Origin of the sequence: Streptococcus mitis (genome assembly GCF_047460035.1) — a bacterium.
Classification (GTDB): domain Bacteria; phylum Bacillota; class Bacilli; order Lactobacillales; family Streptococcaceae; genus Streptococcus; species Streptococcus mitis_DW.
Window position 1 is genome coordinate 19698 of sequence record NZ_JASHHB010000015.1, and the last position, 15275, is coordinate 34972.

A 15275-nucleotide genomic window follows, 5' to 3' on the forward strand; every position below is an offset into this window, starting at 1 on the left:
ATTAGTCTACCAATGCGCTCTTAAGGTAAGCATCAACCATACGTTCCGTTGCGACCACCGAGTCAATATGGGTACGCTCATAAGAATGACTAGATTCGATACCAGCACCGAGAAGGGCGTGTTTGACTTCTGCACCTGCAGACATAGCCGCTGAAGCATCCGATCCATAAAATGGATAGATATCCAACTTAAATGGAATATCTTGCTCTTTCGCCAATCCAACCAAGTGTTGACGGAAGTCATAGTGATAAGGACCTGAAGCATCCTTGACGCAGATAGACACTGTATATTCATCTGTCTGCTGGTCATCGCCCATAGCTCCCATATCCACAGCTAGATATTCTACTACCTGAGCAGGAATATTAGAGTTAGCACCGTGACCTACTTCTTCAAAGACTGAAAAAGCAAAATGGGTTGTTACGGGTAATTCAATCTTTTCTTCTTTATAAACACGAAGCAGGTTAAGCAAAATCGCTGCGCTGACCTTATCATCCAAATGACGAGACTTGATAAAACCTGTCTCAGTTACGACAGTTCGTGGGTCAAAGCTGATAAAATCACCGACCTCAATCCCAAGAGCACGAGTTTCTTTCTCATTGGTCACTTTTGCATCCAAACGCACTTCCATATTGTCCTGAGTACGTTCTGCAGTTCCTGCATCCTTGTAGACATGGCAAGAAGTCTGGTGGATAAGGATGGTTCCTGATAGCTTTTGACCTGTGTTAGCCACATGAACAGTACAGTTTTCACCTTCAATCATGTTCCAAGGAAAGCCACCAATACGATCCAATTTGAGACGGCCGTCTGGTTTAACAGCACGGACAATAGCACCCAGCGTATCCACATGGGCAGTCACATAGCGATGCTCTTCATCATTTTGCCCTTTGATAGTTACATTGACACCGCCCTTGGCTGTGCGAACCGGTTGGTAACAGAAACCTTCTAGAGTCTTGACTAAATAGTCTGAAATCTCACGAGTGAAACCCGTTGGTGACGCAATGGCTGTCAGTTCTTTGATATATTCTACTGTTTGATTCATTTCTTCACCTCTTTTGCTACCTATTATAACACATTTATCATCGGATAAAAAAATAAAATCACTTCTGTAGACTTGGCTACAAAAGTGATTTTAGTGATTATTCCATTTCAAAAACATCACTTTCTTGCTTGTTTGGTAAAACCAATGAGAGCAGGATTCCGACAACGGCTGGTACCAACCATGGAAGTGATGCCTTGGCAAATGGAAGAGCGTTGATAAGATTTGCAAGAAACTCAACTTTAAATGAGCTTCCTAGTACGCTTGCAATGGCAATGGCTGTAACAACAGCAATTGTCAACTGCATACCTGGTTTTGAAAGAGCCACAAATTTGTTCACGATGACAATCATAACAATGGCAATTGTGATTGGGTACAAGATAACCAGTACAGGGATTGAGTACTTGATAATTGCATCAAGACCCAAATTGGCAATCGCAAATCCAATCAAGGTAAAGGCTGTCGCATAAACCTTGTAGCTGATTTGTGGGAAGCGTTCATTAAAGAACTCAGCTGTTGACACAATCAGACCAACTGTTGTTGTAAAACAGGTTACGGTCACCATAGCTGCAAGGAAGAGTTGAGCTGTTGAGCCAAAGATTTCTTGAGTGGCTTGTGACAAGATGTAAACACCTGGTGTTCCACCCTTCATCGCTTCAGCAGGTACTGGGAAATGATTTCCAAGGAAACCTAAACCGATGTAAAGAGCGCTGAAGGCAAGGGCAACAACGATACCAACAACCCAAATAGTCGAAATGTATTCTTTCTTACTTGAAAATCCAAGTTGTTTCAAGGTTTGAACTGCGATTACACTAAAGGCAACTGAAGCAAGGGCGTCCAAGGTATTGTAACCTTCTAGGAAACCTGTACCAAAGGCAGAAGCTTGATAAGCATCTGAAGCAACTTGAGGACTTGTTCCACCGTATTTGAAAGCTCCTAGAACAACCAAGATAACAATCAAAATCGCAAAGACTGGCGTTAAGATACGGCCAATGCGATCCAAGATTTTTGATGGATTAAGCGAAATCAAATAGGCTGCCGCAAAGTAAAGAACCGTAAAGACAATCAAACCAAGTCCTTTATTTGCATCCGACAAAAGTGGTTTAATCCCTACTTCGTAAGCTGTTGTAGCTGTACGTGGGATAGCAAAGAATGGACCGATTGACAAGTAAAGAACTGAGAGGTAAAGAGTCGCAAACCAAGGTGCTATCTTTGTTGAAATCTCGTGAATATATCCTTTCGGATTTAGCGTTCCAATAATAAGGGTCAAGACGGCGATACCAACGCCTGAAAAGACAAAACCTGCGATGGCAGGAAGAAAATGTTCCCCAGATAGAGCACCTAGAGAAGGCGGAAAAATCAAGTTCCCCGCACCAAAAAATATTCCAAACAGGAGCAAACCTGTTAAGGCACCTTTTTTAGCCATGAAAATCTCCTTCATATTTATAAAATACTGACCTAGTATATCATGAATGGGAGTATGAAAAAAGCTTCACGAAGTAAATATTGAATGTTTTCAAGATTCTTAAAAATGAGAATTGTCTAAAAATAATATTCTCCTACCGAGATTACACCAAGTAGGAGAAAATTGTAATGTTTAAAGTTCTTCAAAGGCCATCATGCCACCTTGGACATTGATAACCTCATAACCTTGTTCTGATAAGAATTGGCAAGCACGCGCCGATCTCATTCCAGATTTACAAATGACATAATGCAACTGGTTCTTGTCCAACTGATCATAGATATCGGCCAATTGACTCAGAGGAAGATTCTGAGCACCTTCTAAATGAAGAGCTTCAAACTCATCCACTTCTCTCACGTCCACTAAAGAAAGTTGCTCATTTTGGTAAAGCTGGTAAAATGCGTCAAAGGTTATTTCTTTCATTCTTTTTCTCCTAATACTCTTCGAAAATCTCTTCAAACCACGTCAGCGTCGCCTTACCGTACTCAAGTACAGCCTGCGGCTAGCTTCCTAGTTTGCTCTTTGATTTTCATTGACTATAAAATAGTTTTAATTCTTTTTTTCAAATCTGGCACCACTTCTGACTCAAACCAAGGATTTTTAGCCATCCAGATTTGATTTCGTGGCGAGGGGTGAACTAAAGGAAAATAGTCTGGCAAATAATCCTGATAGCGTCGAACTCTATCTGTCACCTTGCCACTGATTTTCTCCTTTAAATAGTAGGCCTGGGCATATTGACCAATCAAAAGGGTCAATTGAATATCTGGTAATTCTTGCAAGAGCTGCGGATGCCATTTTTCAGCAAAGCCAGTTCTCGGTGGTAAATCACCTGACTTGCCATGCCCTGGAAAGTAGAAATCCATAGGCAGAACAGCAAAATATCCTGAATTGTAAAAGGTATCTTCATCCACACCTAGCCAGTCGCGCAAGCGGTCACCACTCTTATCTTTCCAGTAAAGGCCTGCTTCTTGGGTTTTAAGACCAGGCGCTTGACCGATGATATTGATGCGAGCAGTCTTTGGCGCTGCAAAGAGAGGCTCGATGCCACGCTTTGTATAGGTAGCATTCTGCGGATCCGCCATAATGGCTTGCTTGATTCTTTCGATTTGAGACATCTACTTTCCCTCCAAAAAGAAGTCTAAGCATACAATCTCAGACTTCTATCGTTTTATTTGATCAATTCATAAATAGCTTCGGCATAGATTGCTGCAGCTCGGAAGAGATCGTCCAAGGCGATAAATTCATTGGCTTGGTGCATGGTGTCAATTGAGTCTGGGAACATGGCACCGTAGGCAACTCCGCGTTCGAGCAAACGACCAAAGGTTCCACCACCGATAACTTGCTCGTGACCTTTAAGGCCAGTTTGTTTTTCATAGACATTCAACAAGGTTTGCACAAGTGGATCTTCCATTGGCACATAGTGAGGGGTATGCCCGTGCTCAGAAAGGCTAACAGAAGCAACTGACAAGTTTTCAAGGATTGACTTGATTTGCTCTGGGCTTGTTCCTTTTGGATAGCGGATATTAAGGGCAATGGTATTATCAGCACTTGCTTCATCGAAGCGGAAGACACCCGCATTCATAGAAAGGGCACCCATCTTTTCATCCACATGGGCAATCTTGAGATTTTCACCCTCATGGTCGTTCAAGAGAATTTTACCAGCGATGTCAAGGTAGTCTTTAGCTGGTCCTGCAAAGTCAAACTGACTGAGGAAGAGAGCTAGGTAAGTTGCACCATTGACACCTGAAGCAGGCATAGCACCGTGGGCTGATTTACCAATGATTGTCACCTTGTATTGACCAGCTTCTTCTTGAATTTCTCCTCTGAGTTTATGTTCTGCAACAAAGGCATCTAGTTTAGCTTGCAAGTCAGTCAAATCACCTGAAACAACCGCTGTTGCTGATTCTGGTACCATGTTTTCACGCAAACCACCTGTAAAACTGTGAAGACGAACAGCACCTTCATTTTCACCTGCAAAGTGGAGGTATTCCGTGATGTTTCCTTTTTCACCATTGATGATAGGGAACTCAGCATCTGGAGAGAAACCGAAGTCTGGTTTTGCAAGTCCTACGTGCTCGAAGTAGTAGTCCATGTCTGCCCAGCCTGATTCTTCGTCTGTTCCGACGATGAAACGAACTTTTTTAGAAGTTGGAAGCCCCAATTCTTTGATGATTTTCAAACCATAGTAACAAGCTGTTGTAGGCCCCTTGTCGTCCGAAGCACCACGCGCATAAAGACGACCATCTTTGATAGTTGGTGTGTAAGGATCTGTGTCCCAACCGCTACCAGCAGGCACTACATCCATGTGGGCAAAGATTCCGAGAACTTCTTCTCCATCACCAAACTCAAAATGTCCTGCGTAATTGTCAACATTCTTAGTTGGATAGCCATCACGGTCTGCGATTTCAAGGAATTTTTCCAAGGCTTTTACCGGCCCAGGTCCAAATGGATGCTCAGCATCAACCTTGCTATCATCACGTTCTGAGTTGATTTCCAAAAGGCTAAACAAGTCAGCCAAGAGGTCTTCTTTGCGTTTTTCTACTTCTGCTGTAAAATCAATTGCTGTCATTTTTTTCTTCTTTCTATCTTTTCTCGATGATTTCATCTACTGGCAAACGGTAGCTTGGTTCTAATTTTTCGTCTGTGTAACCCACTGTAATCAAAAGTTCTGGACGGAAACGGTCTTCAATTTCCAAAACCTCATTGACTTTTGATTTGTCAAATCCAAGGATCAAATTTGATCCGATTCCTTGGTCTGTAAGAGCGAGAACCAAGTTCATGGCAACCAGACCTGCATTGAGGGCTAGGTAGTCGCTGACTTGTTGTTCACTGTAACGCGCAAACTCAGCAGGCAAATTCTTCATGAAATATTGAAGTTGTTCTTCAGAAAAGTTATTAGCACCACCAACTCGGGCAATCTTACGAGCACGTTTGGCAAGGTCTGTATCCGTAAACAGGGCAATGGTTACAGGCGCTGATGATACCTGCTCAAAGTTAGAACCGTAAGCCAACTTTGCCAATTCAGCATTTTTCTCACGAACCACCACAAATTTCCATGGCTGGCTATTGTGGGCGCTTGGAGCCAAGGTTGCGATTTCGATAGCCGTACGAACATCTTTAGGATCAACTGGCTTATCAGTGAAATGCTTGGTCGCATGACGTTTTTTATTTAATTCAAGAAATTTCATAATCGATTTCCTTTTCTAATTCTACTGTTTCCATTCTACCATAATTTGAAAGAGCTTGCAGAGATTTTTCATAGAAAGAAATTGGAACAAGGATAAGCAACCGAATGAAGAAAACCATTTAAAACAGGAATCCCCTCATCCAGTTCCAATTAATTTTCAGTTACTTAAAGAAACTAGTCTATCTTATATTCTGACTTTATAGCCTCCAAGAAATTCTTCACATCTTCTACATACCCATGCTTTTCTATTAAGCTTGCTAATAGTTCCAGATTGTGCCCCTGATAGTTGTCTTCTCGTCGTAGCTCTTCATACATTTCGATAAAAGGAAGCCCCTTGAATTTGGCCAACTCCAACTCCGCTTCATAGTCATAAGCAACTTTACGAAATAGGATATTTACCAATTCCCCATCTTCAACTTCTATCACGGCATACTGGGCACGGTGATTTTTTAACGCCTCCCAATTAAAATAGGGCATGCCAATCGACCCTGGATTGATGATTTGTTGCCCTTGACTGCCGTAACGAAGCAACTGCTTGTGGACATGACCATAGACTGCCACGTCCGTTTCCTCATCTAGCAGTTGGTCAAATTTTTCTGTATCATTCCCAACCAACAAGTCACCCCCATAATTTTTGTCAGGTAAATTATGAGAGATAGAAAAGCGCAACCCATCAACCTCTTTCTTTTCCAGCAAAGGCAAGCTTCGTAGCCAGACAATCGTTGCAGGATCCATTTGCTCCATCAAAAACTGGGTCATGCGCATTGACTGGATTTCTTTCGGATGTTCCAAACCATATTCGCCATCCAAGGCCTCAAGGACACGATCATCCCAATTGCCTCGAACACTGGTTGTGATAGAAAGGTCCTTTAGCAGGGCGACTAAGTCATTTGCGCCTGGACCAGGAAGAAAAATATCTCCCAGAAGCCAGTATTCACTGACTCCTTGATTTTTAGCATCTGCAATCACTGCTTCTAGGGCCGTCGCATTGCCATGAATATCTGATAAAATTGCGATTTTATGTTTCATTGTGATTTCCTTCCGTTTGATAATCTACTTGTTCTTCCGCCACTTGAGGCAAGACTTCTGCCTCCTGCGGGTTCAACTTTCTCTGCACAGCCTCTGCAACCGCTCTAGGTACTCCAACTTCGACAATCTCATCCACACTGGCTTCCTTGATTTTGGTCAAAGACTTGAAATGCTTCATGAGATTCTGCTTGCGTTTAGGTCCCAGACCGTCAATTCCATCCAGTTGTGATGAAAAAGAATTTTTGGAGCGCAGTTGACGGTGGAACGTAATAGCAAAGCGGTGGACCTCATCTTGGATACGTTGGAGCAGGAAAAATTCCTGAGAATTGCGAGATAACTCCACCACCTCAAGCGGATCTCCAAAGAGCAATTCATGGGTTTGGTGCTTGTCATTCTTTTGCAGACCTGCAATGGGGATATCCAAGCCCAGTTCTTCTTGGATGACCTGCTTGGCGATATTGACTTGACCTTGTCCCCCATCGATGACAATCAAATCTGGAGGAGTCAAACCGTCACGCTGTACTCGACCATAGCGCCTGCGAATAACCTCACGCATACTGGCATAGTCGTCTGGCCCGACGACAGTCTTGATTTTATACTTACGGTAATCCTTCTTACTAGGTTTTCCGTTGACAAAGACCACCATGGCTGAAACAGGACTAGTTCCCATGATGTTGGAGTTATCGAAGGACTCGATGCGAACTGGGGTGGGAATTTGGAGCAAGCGTCCTAGATTTTCAATAGCCCCCTGGGTCTTTTCAACAGATTTCTCCAGCAGGTTGAATTTCTGCTCTAGGCTGACTCGAGCATTCTTTATAGCCAAATTGACCAGCTGCTTTTTCTCTCCACGCTGGGGTTTGACAATCTTGGTATCCACCAAGGCCTTGACAGCTTCTTCGTCAATATCCTGCGGAATCAGTACCTCATTGGGAACTAGGTGAGATTTTTCTTGATAAAATTGTCCCACATAGGTTAGAAAGTCCTCATCCGGATCATTGTAATAGGGAAAGAGATTGACATCGCGCTCAATAAGCTTACCCTGACGGACAAAGAAAACCTGAACACACATCCAGCCCTTGTCCACATAGTAGCCAAAGACATCCCGATTTTGGAGATCCTTAGCCATGACCCGTTGCTTGGTTCGAAGCGTTCCAATGGCTTGAATTAGATCACGGTATTCCGCTGCACGTTCAAATTCCATAGTCTGAGCTGCCGCTGCCATCTTGCCCTTGAGGTCATCGATAATTTGATCATCCTGCCCTTTTAGGAAATCAGAAACCTCCTGAGCCATAGACTTGAAATAGGCCTCATCCTTCTTACAGATGGTGTGAGCCATACATTGACCGATATGGTAGTAAAAACAGACCTTAGACGGCGGATTGGTGCACTTACGAAAAGGGAAAATCCGATCCAGTAGTCGCTTGATTTCATTGGCTGCCCCCACATCTGGATAAGGTCCAAAGTAGAGACCTCCGTCCTTTTTGACCTGACGGGTGATAATCAAGCGAGGATAGCGCTCATTGGTGATTTTGATGAAGGGATAGGACTTATCATCCTTGAGCATAATATTGTACTTGGGCTTATTTTCCTTGATCAGGTTGATTTCTAGGAGAAGTGCCTCAATATTAGACTCCGTAACAATAAATTCAAAATCCACAATTTCAGATACCAGAGCCTCTGTCTTGGTATCATGACTCCCACGGAAATAAGACCTCACGCGGTTGCGCAGATTTTTAGCCTTTCCTACATAGATAATGGTGCCGTTTTTATCCTTGTGAATATAGCAACCAGGGCTGGTCGGTAAGAGCTCTAGTTTTGATTTAATCAAGTTATTCATAGTTCCATTATAGCAAAAAAGTAGGGAAAGATAGTCCCCTACTCATTGGTCTCATATAATTTTCGAAGTCTTTCAACATCCTCTTCCTGGATACCATAAAAGGAACCTGCTGGTTGCATGACAGACTTCTCATCTGTATGGTCCAAGCCAATCGCATGACCCAACTCATGTTCTGCCGTGTGGACAATGCGCTCATAGGAATAGCCATAGTTAGGATTGGAAAGATAATAGTGATTCAACCGTACCGTGACAGACAAGAATTGCCCCGTCAAGAGATTGGTCTGACTTTCTGCCTCTCCTGCCACAGGAGTACCTCCGTCATTCATCTCCGTAGCCAAGATATCTGCCTTGCTGGCCTCAGTCACGATTTCAAAATTAAAAGCACCCGTTTGATTCCAATTCTGAATCGCTTCTACATAAGCTTCTTGAAATCCTGAATCCATCTGCGGATCTAGGTAAATACGAGCAGAAGCCTGCGGCCACCTTCCTTCAGAGTGTTGGTGGCTATCTGTCTGGTTCAACTTAGGCAGTTGCCCTGTTTTTTCCCATTGGTCGATACTTTGTTGACCAATTTTTACTGACCGTTCTGCTTGCTTTAGCGCTCCTTGAAAATCTCCGTTAAGATACCAGAGAAGTCCAAAAGCAAAAGCACACAAAAGAAAAGCTATCCAAACCAGGCGCCAAAACAAACGCCACACAAAAGAAAAGAAAGCCCCTATCAAACGAAAAATCCAGCGCATGTCTCTCCACCTTTCTAGCAAATAAAGTCTATTTTACTAAAATAAGCTGAAAGAAAGCTAAAGACCAATTTTCTTATCTTAGCGTCCTAATATTTTTTTGAGTAACTGAATAGCTTTATATTTTAGGGGAGATGGATAATAACGGAAAGTTCCTGCTTTACGTACAATATAACCATTAAAATTTTGTTTAAAACGTAAAACACCATCACTACCATCAAAAATCCCTTGAATCCCTAGAAAGTTGTATTTAGGGATCCCACGTTTTATGCTTTCCAACATAACATATTTCTGAAGCAAAGCTGGTGCATAAAATTTATTAAACTCAGTATAGGAACCACTAAAAAGATAGGTCGTTTCTTGAGGCATATAAATAAATAAACTACCTGCTAAGACAAGATCTTTCTCTCCATATTTTTTAATCAACTCTCGTGCTTCTGCTTTTCGAACTTCAAAGCTTTCATACTGCCTAGCCAACTCTTTGTGTTCTTTTTTCTTTTGTGCAGAATCTGGATATTGTTCTAATAAGAGTAATGAGGTAGCTATTTTTTCAGATAATTCTTTTTGCTTATGTATTAAATTTTGTATATATTCTCCTAAATTTAGAATAGCAATTACAAACTCGGCTTTTTCTCCAAAAGAGTCATAAAAATGCTCATAATATTCTAAACTTTTATCACTATATTCTCGACGTTCAGAGGTTGTTTTTGTTATATCTTTAAAAATTGAAAGTTCTTCACGATTTAATTTTTTCAACTGAATACCAAATGTATCAGCCTTTTTCACCAAAGCTTTCCCCTTTTTACTAAAACTGTTAAGCAAGGTCTTTTCAGTTAGCTCATTCAAATCTTTACAATATAACCAATCCGGTTCTCCACCTGGGTAACCTGTTTTTAAACCATCAAATTGATAACCTAAATCAGTCAAATCTTGAATAATACTTTTTTTCTCAGCATCTATTGGATTACCTTCACCATCAAAAGTTTGATAAGTTTCATAAGGTTTTACAAGCAACTCTAATACACCATTTTGCTTGGCATATTCTTTTAACTCCGCATAAAAAACTGGGAGAGCATCTTGTTGGGTATAAATCGGCCCCGAATTGATCTCCATATGTAGGCCACCCAGCATGGGCAAGCTATAAACCAGAGCTGCAACTTGAATTTCTCCTTCTTGTTTCAATGCAAGATAAACAATTCGAGCCCCTCTTTTTTCTAACAAGTCCCCCATCTGGACAGATTGCATAAAAGAACGAGAAGAGACCTGATCAGAATAAGCTTGAAATTCTTCTTTTGTGAGTGTAATTAATGCCATGTACTTACCTTCTATGATGTTTTGTTCTTAATGCCTTGCGAAAATCAAGAGCGATTCTTAACAGAGAATAAAGAGGATGGGTAGGCATTGTAAATTCACCCAAGTATTCTTCAATCGTTGGATTAAAATTAGCTTTAAAACGATAGAGTCCACCATCTAAAGCATTCTCGACGCCTCCTAAATTTTGCCATAAAATGCCACGTTCAAAGGAATATTGAGCTGTCTCATACCAAGTCAAAATAGGGGCTTTATATCGTCTAAAATCTTCATCCATTCCTGCGTATAGATTGACAGAAGTTTGTCCGAATTCTAAAGTCAAGGTAGCCGCTAAAGGAACTCTTGCTTGACCTGCATCTATATATTCCTGCAAGAAGGTCAATTCCTCTAACAAACGTTCTTTTTCCTTCTTCTGCGCTTCTACTTTTGAAGTTCGAGTCGACTCAGTAAAGGTCTCTTCCAAGACTCTGTTTTTCGCTAACTGTTCTTCTAATTCTTGCGAACGTTTAGAGACATCCAAGGTTGCCAAGGTGATATAGGCCTTGTCCTTAAAATTATCTAATAACTTTTTATAATAGGCTTCATTCCTCAAATGAATCTCTTTCCGCTTCTCGGTTTTTTTCATCAAAAAGGAAAAAGACTCCAATAATTCAGTTCCACCAAATTGAATCTCTACCCCCTTATTCCGTGCTGTTCGAATAGCCTGTTTTGTTGACTTGGAAAGTTTATCTTCTTCAAAATTTTCCTTGTATATTTTCGCCTGAATACGAGGTTGAATGGTGTCTCCCATTTCCTCTGTTTTTCCTGACCACCTTACTCCCATTTGTTGCAAACTATCAATAATAGCCAGATTTTCAGGAAATTCTGTTTTTTCCTGATTAATTAAACTTTGAGACAGGCAAATACTTGGGTCAAAAGTCACAAAAATAGCTCTCTTACTGCGAGCATAAGACTTAATGGACTGAATGACAAAACTCAAGAGTTCTGTATCTCCATAATCCAATATGGGTCCTCTTGGGACGTAAAACATTTTATAGCCTAGCGGAAGAGTTCTAATCAAAATACTAGCTGTCGCCAGTAATTTTTCTTCCCTGTAAACACCAAACTTCTCATGTTGCCAATCAGACTTAACTTCTTCCCAAGCACTACTTTGTAATACATTGCCTAATTCATGGTCTTTGACAAACTGATCATATTCTAATGCGGGAATGCCAATTTGATAACGATACATCTCTTACTCTCTTTCCAACAATAATAGAATTTAACTACTATTCTACTATTTTTGTTTAGAAAGTCTAGTAAAAACATATTTTAGTTTCTATTCCATAGAAGACATGGTTATTGAAAGAGTAACACAAACTAAGCTAGCTTAATCTCTCTTCTAATTTGAAATCGATTGGTAGGGTTGCTAAGAACCGTTCCAATTGTTTTTCCCAGTAGTACCATTCGTGAGTTCCAGCACTATGGCTATAGGTCACATCAAATCCCAGTTTTTTGAGATTTTTCACTGCGAGATTATTGGCTTCGTACAAGAAATCCTGCTCCCCACACCAAGCCCAAAGCTTGGTCTTTTTATCAGATTTTTTAGCCAGACTTTCAAGAGAATAAGGACTAGTTGTCCAGTCTTTAATCTCTCCAAAAACACCTCTCCAATAAGCTGGTGTTCCCAAATCTTGGCTTTCAGGAGAAAAATCTTGAAAGCTAAGGGCACCTGAAAAACTAGCTGCATGAGAAAAACGATTTGTAGCAAGAGCCAGTTTAAAACAGCCGTAACCTCCCATAGATAGACCAGCGATAAAGGTCTTTTCACGCTTGCTGGTCATATTAGGGAAGAAGCGTTTCAAAACCTGTGGCAATTCTTCTGCTAGAGCTGTGTAATAGTCAAAACCATACTGGGTATCGGTGTACCAACCATTGCTGGTATTAGGCATGACAACGATGAGATTGGTTCCTCGAAGCAAGCGTTCTACATTGGTCCGCTTGAGCCAGCTATTATGGTTGCCAGACATCCCGTGCAAGAGGTACAAGACGGGAATATCTTTACAATCTGGTTCTTCCACTCGATTGGCATCGGGGTAAAGAACATTCACTCCCCACTCCATATCCAAAACTTGTGAGTAATACTCAATTTTCATTACTGCCATGATTTTCTCCTTCTATTTTCCGATAAGAAAAAGCCGAAATTCGACTTTCTCTCTGTTTATTTCAACGATTATTTTGCTTCCATGACTACTGGTAAAATAGCTGGACGACGTTTGGTTTGGTCAAAGAGATACTTGGTAAGATTATCACGAACCTTCCCTTTGAGATCTGCCCAGTCAAAGTCATCTCCTTGAAGATAGTCTTCTACCGTCTGGTTAATCAATTCGGAACTTTCACGGAGAATATCGCGACTCTTCTTGAGATAAACAAATCCACGCGTGTGAACACGAGCCTTGGCTACAATTTTCTTCTCACGACGGTTAACGGTAATTGCGACGATGAAAATACCATCCTCTGACAAGACCTTACGGTCACGAAGAACCACATTTCCAACATCCCCAATGGCATTTCCATCAATCAAGACATCCCCTGCTGAAACCGCTCCAGCTGGGACAAAGTCTCCATTCTCATAAGCCATGCTGGTTCCCTTTTTAGGAATGAAAATGCGTTCTGGCAGCATCCCGACGGCCATAGCAGCCTTAGCATGGGCATCCAACTCACGGTATTCTCCTTGAATCGGGAAGAGATACTTGGGTTGCAAGAGATTGATCATCAGCTGCAAATCACGCGCATTTCCATGCCCTGACACACGCAAGCTTTGAGTGATCAGTTTGACAACCCCTCCAGCTTGGTAAATCATGTTTTCCACACGCGCAACGAAGGCTTCTTTAGCAATAGACGGAGCCGTAGCAATATAGACCAGGTCCCCATCCTTGATTTCTACATAACGATGGCGACCAATCGACATCTTACGAAGTCCATTGATAGGTTCACCCATACGACCTGTCTCAAGAATAATCAACTCATGGTCTTCAAAGCGAGACATATCTTTCGGCTTAATCAAGAGAATTTCGTTGGCTAAAGACAACTTCTTGAGACGAATCGCTGTGCGGACGATATTTTCAATATCAAATCCTGTCAAGACAATACGTCGACCTGTTTTATCCGCAGCATCAAAAATCTGCTGGATACGAGAAAGGTTACTGGAAACAGCTGCAACGATGATACGACCTTCCCAGTCAGCAATGGTTTGGGTAATTTCATCCCTAACTTCACTTTCACTAGCCACCTGAATATTGCTGTCCGCATTGGCCGAATCACTGAGGAGAGCCAGGACGCCGTCACGACCGATTTCTGCCAAACGAGCGAAGTCTGTCGCATAGGATTCACTAGCTGTCTGGTCAAATTTGAAGTCACCTGTATAAACGATGCTACCTTCAGCTGTCTTCAAGACAATTCCCAGGCTCTCTGGAACGGAGTAAGTCGTAGGGAAGAAGGAAACCACTGTCCCACCAAAATCAATCTCCGTATTCTCATCAATGACATGGAAATCATTAAATTCCTTAACGGCATCATTTCCTTTGACAAAGAGTTTGGCCAACTCAATGGTCAACTCAGACCCAAATACAGGAACTTTAGCCTCTGTCAAGAGATAAGGCAGAGCACCAATGGCATCCGCATGCCCGTGGGTCAAGAAAACCCCAGCAATACGGTCGCTATTTTCAAAAAGGTAATCCATCTTTGGAATCACCACATCAACCCCTAATTGTTCATTTTCGGGATATTTTAACCCTACATTCAAAACAAAAATGGACTCTCCAATTTCAGCAATGTACATATTTTTCCCATTTTCACGTACACCACCAAGTGTTGTTAAACTAATATTACTCATTTTTCCTCCAAAATCTTAGTTTATCTTGATTATAGGGTTACTTACCCTTTTATTCTAAAAGCACTATTACTTTTAGCCGAATCTTTTCCTACTATTATACCATTTTTTTGATGATTTTCAAAATGAAGGTTTCCAGTTAAAGAACTATAAATAACTCTTCTCAAATGCACAAACAAGTGAGAACTACAAGCTCCTCAAAAGAATGTTTTCTGACTAGCTTCCTGTCACTCTTCAAATCTTTCCGCGACATTGAATAGCACTTCGCAGTCACAGTAGGCTCCATTTGTTTCTAAAAAGTCTCTAACTGTTTCGACATCCACATTGTGCTCTTCTAGAAATGTTTGTGTTAATAAAAAATCGTCTTGACAAGCTTGATATTCAAGCTCTACATCCAAAAAGTCAAACAAGTCAAAAAAGAGCTCCCTTGACAGGGGCAAACTTTCTTCGAATTTTTGTCTTTCTTGCTTTTTATAGTCCGCTCGTAATCTCTTTTTCTTCAGCTTATCCATTTGACACCTCTAGGATTTCCTTTGACCAGTTTATCTGCCAACTGACCAGTTTATCTGCCAACTAGTCCTCTTTCCTCATTATAACACAAAACCGACTCCAATTGGAGCTTATTCATGAATATAAAAAGAGTCAGCAAACCAACTCTTTCTATCTCTATTCACTTTTTTGGCTCTATAATATTTGTAGTGGGTAAATCCCCTATAGATATTATGGAGCCTATTTTTGTGTAGAAAAAAAGTCCCATAAGATCTATAATGAAAAGCGACGAAACAACTCATTAGAAAGAATCATA

Annotated in this window: 14 protein-coding genes; all 14 read right to left on the reverse strand. The window is 41.3% G+C overall.

The genetic code is table 11. The annotated features are described in order from the left end of the window. Position 1 precedes the first annotated feature (1 nt). The 14 genes from QM956_RS10300 to QM956_RS10365 all read right to left on the reverse strand — a co-directional run bounded on the left by QM956_RS10300 (position 2) and on the right by QM956_RS10365 (position 14982). Positions 2-1039 (reverse strand): M42 family metallopeptidase, encoded by a 1038-nt coding sequence (locus QM956_RS10300; protein ID WP_414302505.1) that lies wholly within the window; start codon positions 1037-1039, stop codon positions 2-4. Positions 1040-1136: 97 nt separating this feature from the next. Then, on the reverse strand, positions 1137-2462 hold the full coding sequence (brnQ, locus tag QM956_RS10305; RefSeq protein ID WP_261083022.1) for a branched-chain amino acid transport system II carrier protein: 1326 nt from the start codon (positions 2460-2462) through the stop codon (positions 1137-1139). A gap of 171 nt (positions 2463-2633) precedes the next feature. Beyond that, positions 2634-2921 carry a rhodanese-like domain-containing protein gene (locus tag QM956_RS10310; protein ID WP_045612121.1) on the reverse strand — a complete coding sequence of 96 codons (288 nt, stop codon included), beginning with the start codon at positions 2919-2921 and terminating at the stop codon, positions 2634-2636. 113 nt (positions 2922-3034) lie between these two features. Further along, on the reverse strand, positions 3035-3613 hold the full coding sequence (locus tag QM956_RS10315) for a uracil-DNA glycosylase family protein (RefSeq protein ID WP_227326098.1): 579 nt from the start codon (positions 3611-3613) through the stop codon (positions 3035-3037). A 53-nt stretch (positions 3614-3666) separates the two neighbouring features. After that, the gene (gene pepV, locus QM956_RS10320; protein WP_414302506.1) at positions 3667-5067 is read right to left on the reverse strand and encodes a dipeptidase PepV; all 1401 of its coding nucleotides are present in this window, start codon (positions 5065-5067) and stop codon (positions 3667-3669) included. 13 nt (positions 5068-5080) lie between these two features. Continuing rightward, entirely contained in the window at positions 5081-5686 is a 606-nt protein-coding gene (locus QM956_RS10325; protein ID WP_045612125.1) for a nitroreductase family protein, read from the reverse strand. 173 nt (positions 5687-5859) lie between these two features. Further along, on the reverse strand, positions 5860-6714 hold the full coding sequence (locus QM956_RS10330; RefSeq protein ID WP_414302507.1) for a metallophosphoesterase family protein: 855 nt from the start codon (positions 6712-6714) through the stop codon (positions 5860-5862). Then, positions 6704-8551 carry an excinuclease ABC subunit UvrC gene (uvrC, locus tag QM956_RS10335; protein WP_414302508.1) on the reverse strand — a complete coding sequence of 616 codons (1848 nt, stop codon included), beginning with the start codon at positions 8549-8551 and terminating at the stop codon, positions 6704-6706. The genes QM956_RS10330 and uvrC overlap by 11 nt, the downstream gene beginning before the upstream one ends. Before the next feature lie 38 nt (positions 8552-8589). Continuing rightward, complete coding sequence (locus tag QM956_RS10340; RefSeq protein WP_033685418.1) at positions 8590-9291, reverse strand: M57 family metalloprotease; 702 nt, start codon at positions 9289-9291, stop codon at positions 8590-8592. Positions 9292-9369: 78 nt separating this feature from the next. Beyond that, positions 9370-10602, reverse strand: coding sequence for an aminoacyltransferase (locus tag QM956_RS10345; RefSeq protein ID WP_001174043.1), 1233 nt, complete (start codon positions 10600-10602; stop codon positions 9370-9372). Positions 10603-10606: 4 nt separating this feature from the next. Continuing rightward, positions 10607-11830, reverse strand: a complete 1224-nt coding sequence (locus tag QM956_RS10350) for a peptidoglycan bridge formation alanyltransferase MurM (protein WP_261020385.1) — start codon at positions 11828-11830, stop codon at positions 10607-10609. A gap of 133 nt (positions 11831-11963) precedes the next feature. After that, on the reverse strand, positions 11964-12743 hold the full coding sequence (locus tag QM956_RS10355) for an alpha/beta hydrolase (RefSeq protein WP_049486691.1): 780 nt from the start codon (positions 12741-12743) through the stop codon (positions 11964-11966). Positions 12744-12811: 68 nt separating this feature from the next. Beyond that, complete coding sequence (locus tag QM956_RS10360; protein ID WP_084886691.1) at positions 12812-14473, reverse strand: ribonuclease J; 1662 nt, start codon at positions 14471-14473, stop codon at positions 12812-12814. Positions 14474-14697: 224 nt separating this feature from the next. Continuing rightward, on the reverse strand, positions 14698-14982 hold the full coding sequence (locus tag QM956_RS10365; RefSeq protein WP_084925724.1) for a DUF2695 domain-containing protein: 285 nt from the start codon (positions 14980-14982) through the stop codon (positions 14698-14700). Between the last annotated feature and the right edge of the window lie 293 nt (positions 14983-15275).

Coding starts and splice junctions, on each gene's coding strand:
- QM956_RS10350 (WP_261020385.1), bottom strand. CDS start 11,830: ATGTATCGTTATCAAATTGGCATTCCCGCATTAGAATATGATCAGTTT.
- QM956_RS10325 (WP_045612125.1), bottom strand. CDS start 5,686: ATGAAATTTCTTGAATTAAATAAAAAACGTCATGCGACCAAGCATTTC.
- QM956_RS10355 (WP_049486691.1), bottom strand. CDS start 12,743: ATGGCAGTAATGAAAATTGAGTATTACTCACAAGTTTTGGATATGGAG.
- brnQ (WP_261083022.1), bottom strand. CDS start 2,462: ATGGCTAAAAAAGGTGCCTTAACAGGTTTGCTCCTGTTTGGAATATTT.
- QM956_RS10330 (WP_414302507.1), bottom strand. CDS start 6,714: ATGAAACATAAAATCGCAATTTTATCAGATATTCATGGCAATGCGACG.
- QM956_RS10345 (WP_001174043.1), bottom strand. CDS start 10,602: ATGGCATTAATTACACTCACAAAAGAAGAATTTCAAGCTTATTCTGAT.
- QM956_RS10360 (WP_084886691.1), bottom strand. CDS start 14,473: ATGAGTAATATTAGTTTAACAACACTTGGTGGTGTACGTGAAAATGGG.
- QM956_RS10300 (WP_414302505.1), bottom strand. CDS start 1,039: ATGAATCAAACAGTAGAATATATCAAAGAACTGACAGCCATTGCGTCA.
- uvrC (WP_414302508.1), bottom strand. CDS start 8,551: ATGAATAACTTGATTAAATCAAAACTAGAGCTCTTACCGACCAGCCCT.
- QM956_RS10310 (WP_045612121.1), bottom strand. CDS start 2,921: ATGAAAGAAATAACCTTTGACGCATTTTACCAGCTTTACCAAAATGAG.
- QM956_RS10365 (WP_084925724.1), bottom strand. CDS start 14,982: ATGGATAAGCTGAAGAAAAAGAGATTACGAGCGGACTATAAAAAGCAA.
- QM956_RS10315 (WP_227326098.1), bottom strand. CDS start 3,613: ATGTCTCAAATCGAAAGAATCAAGCAAGCCATTATGGCGGATCCGCAG.
- pepV (WP_414302506.1), bottom strand. CDS start 5,067: ATGACAGCAATTGATTTTACAGCAGAAGTAGAAAAACGCAAAGAAGAC.
- QM956_RS10340 (WP_033685418.1), bottom strand. CDS start 9,291: ATGCGCTGGATTTTTCGTTTGATAGGGGCTTTCTTTTCTTTTGTGTGG.